This is a genomic window from Thiomicrorhabdus arctica DSM 13458, assembly GCF_000381085.1.
GTDB classification, from domain to species: domain Bacteria; phylum Pseudomonadota; class Gammaproteobacteria; order Thiomicrospirales; family Thiomicrospiraceae; genus Thiomicrorhabdus; species Thiomicrorhabdus arctica.
In genome coordinates, this window is the sequence record NZ_KB905899.1 from 566,475 (window position 1) to 582,459 (window position 15,985).

The window sequence follows — 15,985 nt, forward strand, 5'->3', positions numbered from 1 at the left end:
CATCGATGCCATCTAACCATAACTGATGTCTTTCAATTTATCAGAAGTGAAGCGATTTGTATTAATTGTTCGGAAGGACGGGTTGTTCATCCGTTCTTAAAGTGAAAATTTCATAACCGGTTTCAGTGACGACTAAAGTGTGCTCCCATTGCGCAGAAAGCTTACGGTCTTTGGTGACGACCGTCCAGTTATCACCAAGCACTTTGACACCCGACTTACCCAAGTTGATCATGGGTTCGATGGTGAAAACCATGCCTGGCTTGAGTACAATTTGTTTAAGTTCAGGAGAGGCGTAATGCAACACTTGAGGTTCTTCATGAAAATCAGCACCAATACCGTGACCACAATACTCTTTAACGACAGAATAATTATTCGCTTCTGCATGGGTTTGAATGGCGAGCGCAACATCAAAAAGTGTTGCATCAGCTTTCACTTGTTCAATACCTAGCCATAAACATTCCTGTGCAACTTGGCATAAACGACTGGCAAAAGGTTTAACTTCGCCCACTTCAAACATACGGCTCGTATCGCCGTGATAGTCATTTTTTATAACGGTTACATCGATATTGACAATATCACCTGATTTGAGTTTCTTATCAGGATCAGGAATGCCGTGGCAAACGACTTGGTTGATCGAAATGCAGCTTGAAGCTGGAAAACCGTGGTAGTTAAGAGTCGCAGGAATAGTCCCTTGTTCATTAATCATAAAGTCATGCATTATTTGGTTAAGTTCACCAGTACTGACACCGACAACAACATGAGGGGCAATCATTTCGAGTACGTCAGCAGCTAATTTACCGGCAATACGCATTTTCTGAATTTCTTCTGGGCTTTTTATCTTTATTGACATGGATTTATTATCTTTTTGTTGGAAAATTGAGGTTTTAACCCAATTAAAATTGTGAATAAGTCGTGGTTATGGTATAAATGCCGCGCCTTTCTGTTGAGAGGAATTTTAACAAAAAATCCGCACGTTTACCGACACATAAAACGGGGTGCTGAAAAAACGGTTGTTTTAACCGAATTTTTGGTTCGTTTGTATGGGTAAACGGAGGCTTAACCCCAAAATTGGAGAAAATCATGGCAAAAGTTACCATGCGTCAAATGCTAGAAGCCGGTGTACATTTCGGTCACCAAACTCGTTACTGGAACCCTAAGATGGCTGAGTACATCTTTGGAGCACGTAATAAAATTCATATCATCAACCTAGAAAAAACATTACCAATGCTTAACGATGCGTTAAACATGGTTGGTAAAATTGCTGCGAACAAAGGCAGTGTTTTATTTGTGGGTACAAAAAAGGCAGCACGTGAGCTCGTTCAACAAGAAGCTAAGCGTTGTGGCATGCCTTATGTTGATTACCGTTGGTTAGGTGGTATGTTGACGAACTTCAAAACAATCAAGCAGTCTATTAAGCGTTTGAAAGAACTTGAAGTACAAGAAAAAGATGGAACTTTCGATAAAATCGGAAAAAGAGAAGCGTTAACGTTAACGCGTGAGAAAATTAAGTTAGAGTTATCTTTAGGTGGTATTAAGGATATGCGTGCCATGCCTGACGCAATTTTTATCATTGACACAGGTAATGAGAAAATTGCTATCCAGGAAGCACAGAATCTAGGGATTCCAGTGATCGGTGTTGTGGATACTAACAACGACCCACGTGGCGTTGATTATGTTATCCCTGGTAACGATGATGCGATTCGTGCGATCACATTGTATCTTACTGCTGCGGCTGACGCGGCAATCGAAGGTAAAGCAACGATTACAACTGCGGTTGCTGGTGATGATTTCGTAGAAGCTGAAGCAAAAGCTGCTAAGTAATTGACCAGGCCTGGTGGAAGCCAGGCGTGTTTTACAATAGATTGAGAATAAGGAATAAAAAATGGCTATTACAGCATCTATGGTTAAAGAACTGCGTGAGCTTACCGGCGCAGGAATGATGGACTGCAAAAAAGCATTGTCAGAAGTTGACGGTGATTTAGAAGCGGCAATTGAATTTCTTCGTAAGAAGGGTATGGCGGGTGCAGATAAAAAAGCCAGTCGCGTTGCCGCTGAAGGTACGATTGCAATCGCCGTTTCTGCTGATCAGAAAACAGCAATGATTGCTGAAGTCAATTGTGAGACTGATTTCGTTGGTATGGGTGATGAGTTCAAAGCATTCGCAAATGAAATTGCGGCACTTGCTTTAGCAAATGATACAACTGATATTGAAGCTATTATGAACCTTGATATGGCTTCTGGTAAAACAGTTGATACCATTCGTCGTGAAATGGTTGCTCGTATTGGTGAGAACATGGGATTACGTTTGGTTCAAAAAATGGAGTCAAATGGTTTAATTGGTCAGTATCAACACGGTGCAAAAATCGGTGTTGTTGTTGCACTTGATGGCGGCGATGATGCCTTGGCTCGTGATATCGCTATGCATGTTGCTGCGAGCAACCCTGCGGCCATTTCTGCTGATGAAGTCGATCAAGAGTTACTTGCGAAAGAGCGTGCTTTCCAGATTGAGCAAGCTAAAGAATCAGGTAAGCCGATGGAAATCATTGAAAAAATGATTGAAGGACGTATGCGTAAGTATCTTTCTGATATTACATTAGTAGGTCAAGCATTCGTTAAAAATCCTGATGTGACGGTTCAACAACTTTTAAAAGAAAACGCTGCAACTGTGACTTCTTTTATCCGTTTAGAAGTGGGTGCTGGGATTGAGATTGAAGAAACTAACTTTGCTGACGAAGTCGCGCTAGCGGCTAAAGCAGTAACGGGTTAATTTCCAGTTGACCGATTAAGCCATAGTGTGGTCTAACGTTTAAGTTAGGCTCGCTGTGGCTTTTTTTTAAGTCAATTTTGGGGTTAGGAAAGTTTTTTGCTATAGGGTTATTTCTATGGCAAAGCGCTTTTAAAAAATATTTTATGAAATGTTTACAGAAACGTTTTAAGAGATATTATGTAATAAATATAAGGATGAGTCGCGATGGCACTTAAATATAAACGTATTCTTTTGAAATTTAGTGGTGAAGCTTTAATGGGGCCAGGCGATTTTGGCTTGGATGCAGCGACACTGAAGGCTGTGGTTTCTCAAGTAAAAGAGTTGCGTGATTTAGGTGTAGAGGTCGGCATTGTTGTCGGTGGTGGCAATATATTCCGTGGAGCGCAAATTCAAGGTTCAGGTATTCAGCGAACCACGGGTGACCATATGGGAATGATGGCAACGGTCATTAATGCCTTGGCTTTACGTGACGTGATTGAAAGCATGGGAATGAAATCACAAGTATTATCAGCCATGTCAATTGAAGGCGTTTCAAGTGGTTTTAATGCCAATAGCGTTAAGAAGCAGTTAGCAGACGGTGAAGTAATCGTGTTTGCAGCAGGTACGGGAAGTCCTTTTTTTACGACAGATACCGCTGCGGCATTACGAGGCATTGAGATTGATGCTGAGATTGTACTTAAGGCGACTAAAGTCGATGGAATCTATAGTGCTGATCCGGTTAAGGACCCAAGTGCAACACGTTTCCAGACATTGACTTATAATGAAGTCATACAAAAAAATTTACAAGTCATGGATATGACCGCTTTCGTATTGTGTCGAGACCATTCAATGCCTATTCGTGTATTTGATATGTTTAAAGATAATGCGGTAATTAGAATTGTTCAAGGTGAAGATGAAGGCACCTTGGTGTGCTCAGGAGAGTCGAAATGTTAAATGAAATTAATGCAGATGCCCTAGTAAGAATGCAGAAGAGCTTTGAAAATTTAGAGTCTAACTTCGCTAAAATTCGTACCGGCCGCGCTCATCCAAGTATTTTAGATTCTATTATGGTTGACTATTACGGTTCACTTGTGCCGATCAGTCAGGTGGCTAATATTAACCTGGAAGATTCACGTACGTTAACGGTGCAGCCTTGGGAGCATCCAATGGTCGCCAAGGTTGAAAAAGCGATTATGACTTCTGATTTAGGCATTAATCCAGCGACTACCGGAAATCTGATCCGAATTCCTATGCCTGCTTTGACGGAAGAGCGCCGTAAAGATTTTATCAAGATTGCGCGTAGTGAAGCTGAAAACAGCCGAGTTGCTATTCGTAACATTCGTCGAGATGCGAATGGTGACATTAAGACTTTATTAAAAGACAAAGAGATTACAGAAGATGAAGCGCGTCATTCAGAAGAACAAATTCAAAAATTTACGGACAGCATAATTAAAAAAATAGATGCGGCTTTAGCTGAAAAAGAAGCGAGTTTATTAGAATTTTAAGCGTCCTTAATTGTTCGTGATCAAGAGCACAACTTTAGGTCGCTATTTGTACGCAATTACGGCATAATTGACCGGTTTTATCTTATAAGGCCTCGGTTTTTAATGTAGCTCGTAGGTTCTTAAATAAAACGGTTCAAGCGGATTTAACCCAGTGGGTGTCTATCCTCTTGAACCGTTTTTCGTTCTAGGTTCTCTTTAACTTGGAGCTCAATTTGAATAGGTTTTGCTCTGTCAGTATTAATACATTACAACAGCGCTTTACATAGACTCATTAAAGGTTTGTTTTGACACAAAAAATCCCTCAAATAAATATGCCTGAACATGTTGCTATTATTATGGATGGCAATGGACGTTGGGCTAAAAAACGTTTTTTGCCTCGTTTCGTCGGGCATCAAAAAGGCTTAAATTCAGTAAAGCGTCTCGTTGCACATTGTGCCAGTGTGGGGGTTAAGGCTTTAACTCTATTCGCATTTAGCACTGAGAATTGGCGACGTCCTCAAGATGAAGTTAATAAATTGATGGGCTTATTTTTAAAAGCGCTTCAGAAAGAAGTCTCTAAGCTAAATGAGAATAATGTCAGGTTACTCATTATTGGCGACCGAAGTGGTTTCAGTGAAGAGTTGCAAACCCATATACATTTGGCGGAGTCACTGACCGAAAAAAATACCGGGCTTGTGCTAACGATTGCGGCAAATTATGGTGGGCGTTGGGATATTGTGCAAGCTGTTCAGCAGTGGCAATTAGCGCATCCAGATAGCAGTGTTGCTGAAATGACAGAATCGGATATTAGTGATTTCATCTCATTAAGTGAACTGCCCGAAGTGGATCTTTTAATCCGTACGGGGGGGGAACAGCGCGTTAGTAACTTCCTGATTTGGCAAATGGCATATGCCGAGTTTTATTTCACCGATGAACTTTGGCCTGAGTTCAATGAATCCAGTTTTGATAAAGCCGTTAGCTCCTTTGCACATCGTGAACGTCGTTTTGGTAAGACGAGTGAGCAGGTGGCTCAGTAATGCTAATAAAAAGAGTGGTTACCGCAGTCATTTTGACATTATTAGCCAGTTTGGCGCTTTTTGAAGCCACCGCTGAAGTTTGGCAGTGGATCATATTGGGTGTGGGGTTTATTGCCGCCTGGGAGTGGGCGGGGTTCGCACAACTCAACCAGGCTTGGCAGAAGGTATTATTTGCAGTGCTCACCACTGTTGTCAGTTTTGCGAGTATTGACATGCTTTCAGCGCCCATTATTGCTTTCTTGACACTGCTGGAAAGCGTGCTGTTAATCTATATCGTAATAGGCTATCAGCGTTCGCATGGCCGTATCCGCATGAATCCAATTGGTTTTATTCTGTTTGCCGGTGTTTTATCAGTAGCTCTATTTAGTACTGTCATGGTGCGATTTAGAATGGAATTTTCGCCAGAAATCCTACTGATGAGTTTGTTTGTTATTTGGGCGATTGATACAGGCGCGTATTTTAGTGGCAAACGTTTCGGTAAAACTAAACTGGCAGTACATGTTAGTCCCGGTAAAACGTGGGAAGGTGTTTGGGGAGGGGTACTGTTTGCATTGACTATCGCTATAACTGGACTTTGGCTGATTTCGGGCGCGGTGACTCTGTACACAGTTTTATTTGCAATCATTTTAGCCGGGATAGCGATGTTTTCAGTCTTCGGCGACTTATTTGAAAGCGTGCTTAAGCGTCAAGTTAATGTAAAGGACAGTGGCCGAATTTTACCGGGTCATGGCGGTGTGCTTGATCGTATTGATAGTTTGTTGATAGCGGTCCCCATGCTTTATCTAGCATGGCATTTTGAGAGTATTCTTTCATGACCGTCTTATGGTCTATCTTTGGTTTTATCGTGGTTATGGGGGTTGTTGTTAGCCTACATGAGTGGGGGCATTATCAGGTCGCTCGTTGGTTTAACATCAAGGTTCTTACCTTTTCCATCGGTTTTGGTAAAACGCTGTATCAAAAACAGGGTAAAGAGACCTGTTTTAAGATAGGTTTATTTCCACTGGGAGGTTTCGTTAAGTTCGTCGATGAACGAGAAGGGACTGTTGCTGAAGAGGACCTGCCGAGAGCATTTAATCGTCAAAACGTTTACAAACGTTTTGCAGTGGTTGTTGCTGGACCTATCGTTAACTTATTGTTGGCTTGGTTTATTTTTGCTTTGATGTATATGATTGGTATTAACGGCTCTAAGCCCGTCTTTAATCAAGTCTCTGAGCAGAGTCCATTAGCGGTATCAATTGCTAAATCAACTTCACTTAATAACCAGGCCTGGTCTGTTTTAGCAGTTGATCATCAACCCGTATCAAGTTGGCAAATGGTGCATGAAATTATCTTGTCGGCACTGGTTAGGCAAAAAGCCGTTGTTGATATGACCATTGAAAGTCTTACTTCTCAACAACGCATACAACTGACGGATATTTCTCTTAACGCTTTGGATTTAAATGCCCCAAAGCAAAATTGGTTGCGAACTTTAGGGTTTGAACCCTTTCAACCTTTATTACCTGTTGTCGTGGGCGAGGTTGTCTCTGATGGCCCTGCGGACAAGGGTGGATTACGTTATAAAGATACTATTTTAGAAGTTGCAGGGCAACCTGTTTCCGATTGGCTTACTTTTGTTAATGTTGTTCAGTCACATCCTGGTGAGCTGGTAAGAGTCTCGTACAAACGTGAGGGTAGCCATTATAGGACCGATATATTACTCGAGCAGGTCCCTTTGCAAGACGGTCGTCTCATCGGTAGAATGGGGGTCGGGGTTGATGTGCCTAAAAAGATAATTGCAATGTATACGTCTACCGTTCAATATGGTCCAATTGATGCCTTTAAACATGGCTATCAACGCAGTGTTGATTTGTTTGGTATCAGTCTGGTTATGCTGCAACGTATGTTTTTTGGAGATGTCAGTTTAGAAAACCTTTCAGGCCCTTTGAGTATCGCACAGTTTTCTGGCAAAGCTTTGCAAACAGGGTTAATCTCCTTTCTAAGTTTGTTAGGCTTAATTAGTTTGAGTATCGGTTTATTAAATTTGTTGCCAATTCCTGTATTGGATGGGGGGCATTTGTTATATTATCTGGTTGAAATGGTAAAAGGTTCACCCGTGAGTGAGCAAGTCATGGCAGTGGGTCAGACAATTGGTTTCGTTTTAATTGTTGGATTGATGTTTGTCGCTTTATTTAATGATGTAGTAAGAATTTCCCATGGTTGATATGAAATTGAAAAAATTTAAAAGAGCTGCTTTATCAAGCGCGATTGCTGGTTTGATGTTATTACCTGGTTTGGCACAGGCATTTACAGTTGAAAAAATCGAAGTTGAAGGTGCAAATCGTATCGGGCTTGAAACGATTAAAAGTTACCTAGCCATTTCAAAAGGCAAGTTTCTGGACAGTAAATTGACCCAAGAAAGCATTCAGCGATTGTATAAAACTGGGTTTTTCAAAAACGTGGCACTGTATCAAAAAGATAATGGCACGCTTGTTATAAAAGTGGTGGAGCGTCCTTCTATCTCAGAGGTTGAAATCGAAGGTAATCAGTTAATTGACACTGAAACTCTTACCGAGGCTTTAGACGGGCTTGGCATTAAAAAAGGTCGTATTTATAGTCAGGTTGAGTTGGATAGAGTGATTGTCGACTTAAAAAGGCGTTATCAAAATCAAGGCTACTATGCGGCTGAAGTTGAGATTATCAGTGACGAGTTGCCGCGTAATCGTGTCGCCTTAAAAATTAAAATTGTTGAAGGTGAACCCGCTACCATTGGTCGTATCACTTTAGTTGGAAATAAAATTTATTCTGATGCCCGTCTTAAACCTAAAATGCAGATGGCCGAAGGGGATGCTTATTCCAAACCAAAATTACAAGCGGATATCGAAACGTTAAAATCTTACTATATGGACCGTGGTTATGCTGAATTTGAGGTACGTTCTTCACAAGTAAGTCTTTCAGCGGACAAAACGCAAGTGTTTACGACCATTAACATGACTGAAGGACCTCAATACACCATTGCAGAAATTCACCTATCTGGCGAGCTCATTATTTCTGAAGCAGAAGTCAATAAGTTACTCAATTTCAAAGTTAAAGATGTTTTTTCCCGAAGTGCTGTGGTTGAAGCCGTCAATGGCATTCGTGATCGCTTGAGTGAGGAAGGGTATGCATTTGCGGAGATTACTCCAGAAACAAATTTGGATAAAAAGACCCAAACCATTGTACTCAACTTTAAATTTGAACCTAAAAATCGTGTTTACATTCGTCGAGTCGTTTTAGAGGGTAATACACGAACTCGTGATCATGTCATTCGCCGTGAAATGCGCCAGCTTGAAAGCGCTCCTTATTCATTAAAGGAGGTTCGTCAATCTAAGTCGCGCTTGAATCGACTAGGGTTCTTTAAAACTTCAGATATTGAAACCAAACGTGTTAGTGCTGATGAAGTTGACTTGGTTGTTAAGGTCGAAGAACAAGCAACCGGGTCTTTTACTGCGGGTGTTGGCTATTCACAGTTGGACGGGGTTAGTTTTAACCTTGGCGTAGCAGAACGCAACTTTATTGGAAGTGGTAACAAGTTAGATTTGAGTTTAGCGACCAGTGCCTCCAGAAAAACGGCTGATATTGGTATTACGAATCCTTACTTTACCGATGATGGCGTCAGCTTAGGTGGTGGTTTCTATCTTAGTGAGCTCGATGCTAATAAATTGAATATTGCTGACTATACTACTAATAACATGGGGATTAGAACGTCTTTAGGTTATCCGCTCAGTGAGTATGACTCATTGAATTATGGATTAAAATTAGACTCTCAAGAATTAGTTTGTTCAGATACTTTTGCGGTCTGTAATGATCATGTTAATTTATATGGTAAAAGTACCACTGCAGCTATTTTTAGCATGGGTTGGAATTACAATTCAACGAACTCTTTTTACTTTCCTTCAAAGGGACAAAAAGCCCAATTGTCAGTGGAAACAGTGGTTCCAGGGACTTCTGACGTCCCTTACTATAAGGTCTATGCTGATGAGGCGTGGTATTTACCGTTAACAAAAAACCTGAGCTTTAAGCTTAAGGGAGCTTTGGCTTATGGCGATGGCTTTGGCAATATATCAGAGTTGCCTTTCTATGAACGATTTTATGCCGGTGGTATAGGTTCAGTACGAGGGTTTGAGCCTAACTCTTTGGGGGGGAACTATAATTTAGCAACTGATGGAAGTAATCGACCGAAAGGAGGAGATGTTAAAATCGCTACCACGGCTGCAATTCTGCTTCCGGTGCCTTTCATAGAAGATTCTAGTAATATTCGACTCAGTCTCTTTATCGATGCCGGGAATGTTTTTACAGGAATTGATAATGTCAAACTCGGAGATTTGCGTTCAGCAGCAGGCATTGGTGTCTCTTGGATAACCCCCGTCGGCCCATTAAGCTTTAGTTTTTCTCAGCCAATTGGTTACACTTCGGTTGACAAAACCCAGAGCTTTCAATTCAGTCTAGGTGCCGGATTCTAACGCTTTATTAAAAACGAATAACGCGGGGGTTTTTACCCCCCCGGGACTTTTTTTAGGGTACAATTCTGAAATGTGCTTTTATAATAATGAACAGAAAACTTAAGAATAAAACGGATGATTTTGATGCAAAAACTTTTTAAGATTTACTTATCGGTCGCAATGTTAGCTTTGACGATGAATGCTTGGGCAGATACACCGGTGAAACTTGGAGTTGTCAATGTTGCGATGCTTTTGGAAAAAGCGCCGCAAGCTAAGGTTGCGGATGCACAGCTCAAGAATGAGTTTGCGCCACAACAAGCTGAATTAAAAGGCTTAGCGGGTAAGCTTGAAAAGCAACAGTCTACCTATCAAAAAAATAAAGCGGTCATGAGTGAGGCGCAAAAGGTCACTAAAGAACGTGAAATAGGGATGTTAACAAGAGAAATTCAGCGTCGTCGAAATGATGTTCAAGAGTTACTGAATTTACGCCGAAATGAAGAGCTCGCAAAGTTGCAAACTATTGTGAATGATGCGATTAAGGCAATTGGCATTAAACAACATTTTGACCTTATTTTATATGAAGGAATCGCCTATACCAATAACCGTATAGATGTGACTGAAGATGTACTTAAGCACCTAGAAACGGTCAGCGACAAGCAACGTTCAGAATTCAATAAATAGAACGAGTCATCACTGTGCAATTAAGTTATATCATCAATCAACTTGAGTCTTTTGGTGTTCAAGTTGATTTCGTAGGGTCTGGGCAGACTGAAATTCTGCAAGTAGCTGGTCTTGATCATGCTCAGCCGAACCATATCTCATTTTTAAATGACAAAAAATACCTTTCCTCCTTACGGGACACTCATGCAGGCGCTGTGATTCTAAGTCCCACCTATCGCGATAATTGCACAGTTGCACGTTTAATCGTGGACAATCCCTACTATGTTTATGCGTTAGTTGCGCAAATATTGAACCCTAACCCAATTGAAATTGGAATACATTGTGACTCTACAGTGGATAGCACGGCTGTGATTGCGGAAACGGCCTGTGTCAAAGCACAGGCTGTCGTGCAGTCAGGTGTTGTAATCGGTCAATCCACTTTGATTGGTAGTGGTGCGGTTATCGAGCATAACGTACAGATTGGTGAGCATTGTCGTATTGGTTCGAATGTTGTCATTTGTCATCATTGCATAATAGGCGATGGGGTGATTATTGAAGCAGGCGCGGTTATCGGTGGTGATGGGTTCGGTTGGGCCAGTCATCAAGGTAAATGGCATAAAATTCCTCAAGTTGGCCGAGTCATTATTGGTCATCATGTCTCTATTGGCAATAACGTATGTATTGATCGCGGCGCTATAGAAGATACTGTGATTGCTGATAATTGTATTATCGATAACCTGGTTCACATTGCACATAACGTTAAAATTGGTGAAGGCTCAGCGATCGCTGGTCAATCCGGTTTTGCCGGGAGTACCTCTTTGGGTGCTCACTGCACTGTCGCAGGTCAAGTTGGTTTTGCGGGACACTTGAATATTGCAGATAACATACATTTTCTCGCCAAAGCGGGTGTGACACATAATCTTGATAAGCCCGGTGCTTACGCTGGTTTTCCTGCAATACCCGTATTGGATTGGCAAAAAAACAGCGTCAGAGCACGTAATTTAGATAAAATGTCTAAACAGATTAAACGGCTACAAAAACAGCTGGATGCACTCTCTAAAGCATAAGTGCTCTTTGGACGGATTAGAGAGCAGTTGAACACGTTTCAACGAAAACTATACATTAATATTAAAAAGCAACATAAGAACTGGATTAAACCTACATGATGGACGTTAAAGATATTTTCGATTATTTACCACACCGCTATCCTTTTTTATTGGTGGATAGAGTGACTGAGTTTGAATCCGGTAAAATGTTAAAAGGCTTTAAAAACGTCACCTTCAACGAACCACAGTTCACCGGCCACTTCCCTGGAAATCCAATTATGCCGGGCGTGATGATTATAGAAGCCATGGCTCAATGTACCGGGATTCTAGCGTTTCGCAGCCAAGGTGAAAAGCCGGATGGTAGCTCATTGTATTATTTGGCCGCGGTAGACAATTGTCGCTTCAGACAGCCAGCAGTGCCGGGTGATCGTCTTGACTTTGAAGTCATTGCGTTAGGTCATAAACGAGGGATTTGGAAGTTTTCTTGTACGACTAAAATTGATGGTAAGGTGATTGCCTCAGCCGATTTGATGTGTGCTGAGAGAAAGGTTTGATATCTTGATTCACTCTACTGCCATTATTGATCCTAATGCTCATATTGCACCGGATGTTACCATTGGTGCTTACTGTGTAATTGAAGGTGATGTCACCATTGGTGCAGGTTCTACTGTCGCTCCACATGTTATTATTCAAGGTCCAACGGTGATTGGAAACAATAACCATTTTTTTCAATTTGGTTCGATAGGGGCTGCTCCCCAAGATAAAAAATATGATGGTGAGCCTACGCTATTAGTCATTGGCAATGATAATACCTTTAGAGAAAATGTCACCATTAACCGCGGTACGATTCAGGATATTGGTAAAACGGTTATCGGTAATGATAACTGGGTGATGGCTGGCGTACATATTGCCCATGATTGTATTATTGGTAATCATTGTATTTTAGCGAATGCAACGGCACTTGCAGGTCATGTTATTGTTCACGACTGGGCGATTCTAGGAGGCTATACCTTAGTTCACCAATTCTGCCAGATTGGCGAACATAGCTTTTGTGGTATGGGCAGTGTTATCAATCAAGATGTCCCTAATTTTGTGGTCGTTTCCGGCAACTTAGCCAGTCCCAGGGGGATCAATCTAGAAGGTTTAAAGCGTCGTGGTTATAGTCGTGAGCAACTTAATCTTGTCAAAAAAGCCTATCGAGTTTTGTACCGAACGGGTAATAGACTTGAACAAGCTCTTCATGAACTTGAATTATTAAACGACGATTTAGGTACCCTAGATTCTTTAAACCTTTTTCTTAAGAACTCGGAACGCGGTATTGTTAGATAAGATAGCTTTACATTCTCAGGCCAAGCTGACGATTGCAATGGTCGCTGGCGAGGCATCGGGTGATACCCTCGGTTCTGATCTCATTCTAAGTTTACAAGCACGTTATCCCAATGCACGATTTGTCGGCATTGGCGGCCCCAAGATGCTGTCTTTGGGTTTCGAGAGTTGGTTTCCAATGGAAAAACTCTCTGTAATGGGGTTTTTTGAGGTCTTAAAGCACCTTTTCGAACTGCTCAGAATCCGTAAATCTCTTATTCAAAAACTACTCAGCCTTAATCCGGATGTCTTTATTGGTATTGATGCGCCGGACTTTAACTTTAAAGTTGAGTCCGAACTTAAAAAGCATAATATCACGACGGTGCATTATGTTGGTCCTTCTGTTTGGGCATGGCGTGAAAAGCGTCTAGAGAAAGTTCGATATTCCGTTGATGGTGTCTTGGTGTTGTTTCCGTTTGAGCCTGACTACTATCATCGTTACCAAATTCCAGTTAAGTTTGTTGGTCATCCTTTAGCCAATCAATTCCCAGAAAAGCCGAACACTCATCAAGCCAGAGAAACTCTTGGTTTAAACATTGATGATTCCATTACGGCTATCTTACCTGGCTCACGCATGAGTGAGATTGAACGTATGGCGGATATTTATGTTCAAACGGCAAAGATTCTTTCCGAACTCTATCCGAGGATGATTTTTGTGATTCCATGTGTAAATGATAGGGCCCGACAGCGAATTCAGCAGGCCGTGGATCAATTTGGATCTCGTGTTAGTATACAGTTAGTGGATGGTCAGTCGCGCACTGTCCTTGAAGCATGTGATCAAGCTTTGGTTACCTCGGGCACCGCTACATTAGAGGCCGCATTGTTGAAAAAGCCGTTGGTGTTAGCGATTCAGGTTCATCCACTTTCCTATTGGATTATGAAACGTCTGGCCACGACAAAATGGATAGGTTTGCCGAATATATTAGCGAATGAATCGCTGGTTTCTGAGCTTATTCAACATCAAGCTACGCCCCAAAACATCGCTATTCAGATGGGGTGTTTGATTGCAGACAGCAATCTTAGAAAAAAACAAATAGAGGCTTTTGAGTTGCAATATAAGGCACTTAAGCAAAATGCTTCTGAGTTAGCGGCGGATGCAATTACTGAATGGGCGCACTTGAATGAACGTTAAGCAACAGCCGAACTTGTTTTCTGAAGCGACGACAACCCTATATAGGTCACTTACAGGTGAAACGGTTGGCGTGGATGAGGTGGGCCGTGGCCCTCTTATTGGGGATGTCGTTGCTGCTGCGGTCATCTTACCTGCAGGCTGTAGTTTACCGCTTCGAGATTCAAAAAAACTCTCGGAAGCAAAGCGTGAGACGCTGGCTATTCTAATAAAGGAGCAGGCCGTCGCCTATGCGATTGCAGTTGCCACGCCTCAAGAAATAGATGACATTAATATTTTGCAAGCAACGATGCTCGCTATGCGACGTGCAGTACAGCAATTGCAAGACAAGAGTGCCAAGATTTCATACCTCTACGTAGACGGCAACCGTTGTCCAAAATTGAGTTGTCCTTGTGAAGCGGTCATAAAAGGTGATGATAAAATCATGGAAATAAGTGCTGCTTCCATTTTGGCGAAGGTTTATAGAGATCAGCAAATGCGAGAATTACATGAATATTACCCGCAATATGGGTTTAATCAGCATAAAGGGTACCCTACAGTTAAACACTTGGCTGCAATTAAAGAGTTTGGCATGATTACTGGTTATAGAAAGTCCTTTAAACCCATTAAACAAATGTTACAAGCAAATTGAGTGTTCAATTTGACCAGGCCTGGTCAAATTGCTTCATTGGTGGATTATTTCTTAAGTGATTTATTTTGAGTTAAAATCAATCATCAAATGAATCTGTTAGGGTTTAAATGATGAATTTACGCATTAGATAGATAACGAGTTAAGGCGATAACAATGAGTACTACTTTAGAGCAGGCTGAAAAAACCGCACAGTTAAGTAAAAATAACCAAATGAGTTTGATGATATTTCAAGTTCAGTTTCCAAAAGAGAGTGTTCAACCGCCTTATTATGGAATGAATGTCTTTAAGGTTCGTGAAGTTCTGGAGGCGTGTGCTTATGAAATTGCGCCTATGCCGGACACGAATCCTTTGATTGAAGGAATGATTGAGTTGCGCGGTGTGTATCTCCCTGTTATTGATCTGCCTAAGTGGATGGGCTTTGAGATGTCGGCAGAAGAGCGAGAAAAATCGATTATCATCGTGTCGGATTTTAGTCGTAATTTTATCGGTTTACGCGTTTCTTATATCCATGGTGTAGAAGAAAAAAATTGGTCCGATATTCATCCTGCTGGAAACTATAATGTAGACGTTAACTCGAATCAGATTGTTAACCATACTTATTTGGAAAACAGCGAAACCTTATGTTTTATTCTTGATATAGAAAAGCTGTTAATTGAAGCCATGCCAGCTGTTGCCGAAAAGATTTTTGCCTCCGCTAATGAGGTTGCAAAAGAGGGCCACGTATTCAGTAGTGAAATGTATACAAAAACCATTTTATTTGCTGAAGACAGTAAAGCAATTCAAAAATACATGAGCATGGTTTTTACCCAACTTGGTTTAAAATCTCAAGGTTTTGATGATGGCCGGCAGTTACTTAATTACATTGAAGGGCTTGAATCCCTTGAAGACATTTCTATGGTGTTCACAGATTTAGAGATGCCTGTCGCGTCAGGGCATACGGTCATTCAAGAATTACGTGCGAATCCTCGTACTAAAAAGATGCCTATCATTGTGCATACATCAATGACGAGTGATAATAACAGTCGAGAAGTGTTAGGTATGGGGGCCGATTATTTTATTGGTAAGGTCGATACAGATTTGATTGTCGACACGATTCAAAAAGTTGAAAAGCTCATTACAAAATGATTTAGAAACAGGCTTAGATTTTAATAAAAAGTAGGTATAAAAAAAGGCGCCTGATCAGGGCGCCTTTTTTGTTACTGCTGTAAATCTAAATTAACGCTGACGCGCTTTAAATTTAGGATTTGTTTTACAGATAACATAAACTTTTCCACGACGCTTAACGATTTGACAATCTTTATGACGTGCTTTAGCTGATTTTAATGATGATAAGATTTTCATAGGATATATCCATTTATTGGGCCGAATATTTAAAACCAATTCGACTTAAGTTCAAATTTGAAGTGGCGGATTATAAAGGTTTCTAAATC

Annotated in this window: 17 protein-coding genes; 15 read left to right on the forward strand and 2 right to left on the reverse strand. The window is 41.2% G+C overall.

All coding sequences use genetic code 11. From position 1 onward, the window contains the following. Nucleotides 1–61 precede the first annotated feature (61 nt). Entirely contained in the window at nt 62–850 is a 789-nt protein-coding gene (gene map / locus F612_RS0102585) for a type I methionyl aminopeptidase (protein ID WP_019556189.1), read from the reverse strand. A gap of 230 nt (nt 851–1,080) precedes the next feature. Here map and rpsB point away from each other — a divergent pair, with 230 nt between their 5' ends. The 15 genes from rpsB to F612_RS0102660 all read left to right on the forward strand — a co-directional run bounded on the left by rpsB (nt 1,081) and on the right by F612_RS0102660 (nt 15,680). Then, a complete protein-coding gene (rpsB, locus tag F612_RS0102590; protein ID WP_019556190.1) occupies nt 1,081–1,821 on the forward strand; it encodes a 30S ribosomal protein S2 in 741 nt (246 codons plus the stop codon). A 61-nt stretch (nt 1,822–1,882) separates the two neighbouring features. Next, a complete protein-coding gene (gene tsf, locus F612_RS0102595; protein WP_019556191.1) occupies nt 1,883–2,767 on the forward strand; it encodes a translation elongation factor Ts in 885 nt (294 codons plus the stop codon). A 204-nt stretch (nt 2,768–2,971) separates the two neighbouring features. Further along, nucleotides 2,972–3,700, forward strand: a complete 729-nt coding sequence (gene pyrH / locus F612_RS0102600; protein ID WP_019556192.1) for a UMP kinase — start codon at nt 2,972–2,974, stop codon at nt 3,698–3,700. After that, a complete protein-coding gene (gene frr, locus F612_RS0102605) occupies nt 3,694–4,251 on the forward strand; it encodes a ribosome recycling factor (RefSeq protein WP_019556193.1) in 558 nt (185 codons plus the stop codon). Before pyrH ends, frr begins: the two co-directional genes overlap by 7 nt. A 311-nt stretch (nt 4,252–4,562) precedes the next feature. Beyond that, on the forward strand, nt 4,563–5,267 hold the full coding sequence (uppS, locus tag F612_RS0102610; protein WP_019556194.1) for a polyprenyl diphosphate synthase: 705 nt from the start codon (nt 4,563–4,565) through the stop codon (nt 5,265–5,267). After that, entirely contained in the window at nt 5,267–6,082 is an 816-nt protein-coding gene (locus tag F612_RS0102615) for a phosphatidate cytidylyltransferase (protein ID WP_019556195.1), read from the forward strand. The genes uppS and F612_RS0102615 overlap by 1 nt, the downstream gene beginning before the upstream one ends. Further along, nucleotides 6,079–7,467 carry an RIP metalloprotease RseP gene (rseP, locus tag F612_RS0102620; protein WP_019556196.1) on the forward strand — a complete coding sequence of 463 codons (1,389 nt, stop codon included), beginning with the start codon at nt 6,079–6,081 and terminating at the stop codon, nt 7,465–7,467. Before F612_RS0102615 ends, rseP begins: the two co-directional genes overlap by 4 nt. After that, complete coding sequence (bamA, locus tag F612_RS0102625) at nt 7,460–9,745, forward strand: outer membrane protein assembly factor BamA (protein WP_019556197.1); 2,286 nt, start codon at nt 7,460–7,462, stop codon at nt 9,743–9,745. The genes rseP and bamA overlap by 8 nt, the downstream gene beginning before the upstream one ends. Nucleotides 9,746–9,868: 123 nt before the next feature. Continuing rightward, a complete protein-coding gene (locus F612_RS0102630) occupies nt 9,869–10,405 on the forward strand; it encodes an OmpH family outer membrane protein (protein WP_157760446.1) in 537 nt (178 codons plus the stop codon). Nucleotides 10,406–10,419: 14 nt separating this feature from the next. Then, complete coding sequence (gene lpxD, locus F612_RS0102635; protein ID WP_019556199.1) at nt 10,420–11,451, forward strand: UDP-3-O-(3-hydroxymyristoyl)glucosamine N-acyltransferase; 1,032 nt, start codon at nt 10,420–10,422, stop codon at nt 11,449–11,451. Between the two features lie 95 nt (nt 11,452–11,546). Then, entirely contained in the window at nt 11,547–11,984 is a 438-nt protein-coding gene (gene fabZ / locus F612_RS0102640; RefSeq protein WP_019556200.1) for a 3-hydroxyacyl-ACP dehydratase FabZ, read from the forward strand. Between the two features lie 4 nt (nt 11,985–11,988). Further along, nucleotides 11,989–12,759, forward strand: a complete 771-nt coding sequence (gene lpxA, locus F612_RS0102645; protein WP_019556201.1) for an acyl-ACP--UDP-N-acetylglucosamine O-acyltransferase — start codon at nt 11,989–11,991, stop codon at nt 12,757–12,759. Continuing rightward, nucleotides 12,749–13,927: a lipid-A-disaccharide synthase gene (lpxB, locus tag F612_RS0102650; RefSeq protein WP_019556202.1), complete on the forward strand. Its 1,179-nt coding sequence runs from the start codon at nt 12,749–12,751 to the stop codon at nt 13,925–13,927. The genes lpxA and lpxB overlap by 11 nt, the downstream gene beginning before the upstream one ends. After that, nucleotides 13,917–14,555, forward strand: coding sequence for a ribonuclease HII (gene rnhB, locus F612_RS0102655; protein WP_019556203.1), 639 nt, complete (start codon nt 13,917–13,919; stop codon nt 14,553–14,555). The genes lpxB and rnhB overlap by 11 nt, the downstream gene beginning before the upstream one ends. Before the next feature lie 153 nt (nt 14,556–14,708). After that, complete coding sequence (locus F612_RS0102660) at nt 14,709–15,680, forward strand: chemotaxis protein CheV (protein ID WP_019556204.1); 972 nt, start codon at nt 14,709–14,711, stop codon at nt 15,678–15,680. A gap of 90 nt (nt 15,681–15,770) precedes the next feature. On the opposite strand, the gene ykgO is transcribed toward F612_RS0102660, so the two are convergent. Continuing rightward, a complete protein-coding gene (ykgO, locus tag F612_RS0102665) occupies nt 15,771–15,896 on the reverse strand; it encodes a type B 50S ribosomal protein L36 (protein ID WP_019556205.1) in 126 nt (41 codons plus the stop codon). Nucleotides 15,897–15,985: the final 89 nt, after the last annotated feature.

Coding starts and splice junctions, on each gene's coding strand:
- map (WP_019556189.1), bottom strand. CDS start 850: ATGTCAATAAAGATAAAAAGCCCAGAAGAAATTCAGAAAATGCGTATT.
- rpsB (WP_019556190.1), top strand. CDS start 1,081: ATGGCAAAAGTTACCATGCGTCAAATGCTAGAAGCCGGTGTACATTTC.
- tsf (WP_019556191.1), top strand. CDS start 1,883: ATGGCTATTACAGCATCTATGGTTAAAGAACTGCGTGAGCTTACCGGC.
- pyrH (WP_019556192.1), top strand. CDS start 2,972: ATGGCACTTAAATATAAACGTATTCTTTTGAAATTTAGTGGTGAAGCT.
- frr (WP_019556193.1), top strand. CDS start 3,694: ATGTTAAATGAAATTAATGCAGATGCCCTAGTAAGAATGCAGAAGAGC.
- uppS (WP_019556194.1), top strand. CDS start 4,563: ATGCCTGAACATGTTGCTATTATTATGGATGGCAATGGACGTTGGGCT.
- F612_RS0102615 (WP_019556195.1), top strand. CDS start 5,267: ATGCTAATAAAAAGAGTGGTTACCGCAGTCATTTTGACATTATTAGCC.
- rseP (WP_019556196.1), top strand. CDS start 6,079: ATGACCGTCTTATGGTCTATCTTTGGTTTTATCGTGGTTATGGGGGTT.
- bamA (WP_019556197.1), top strand. CDS start 7,460: ATGGTTGATATGAAATTGAAAAAATTTAAAAGAGCTGCTTTATCAAGC.
- F612_RS0102630 (WP_157760446.1), top strand. CDS start 9,869: ATGCAAAAACTTTTTAAGATTTACTTATCGGTCGCAATGTTAGCTTTG.
- fabZ (WP_019556200.1), top strand. CDS start 11,547: ATGATGGACGTTAAAGATATTTTCGATTATTTACCACACCGCTATCCT.
- rnhB (WP_019556203.1), top strand. CDS start 13,917: ATGAACGTTAAGCAACAGCCGAACTTGTTTTCTGAAGCGACGACAACC.
- F612_RS0102660 (WP_019556204.1), top strand. CDS start 14,709: ATGAGTACTACTTTAGAGCAGGCTGAAAAAACCGCACAGTTAAGTAAA.
- ykgO (WP_019556205.1), bottom strand. CDS start 15,896: ATGAAAATCTTATCATCATTAAAATCAGCTAAAGCACGTCATAAAGAT.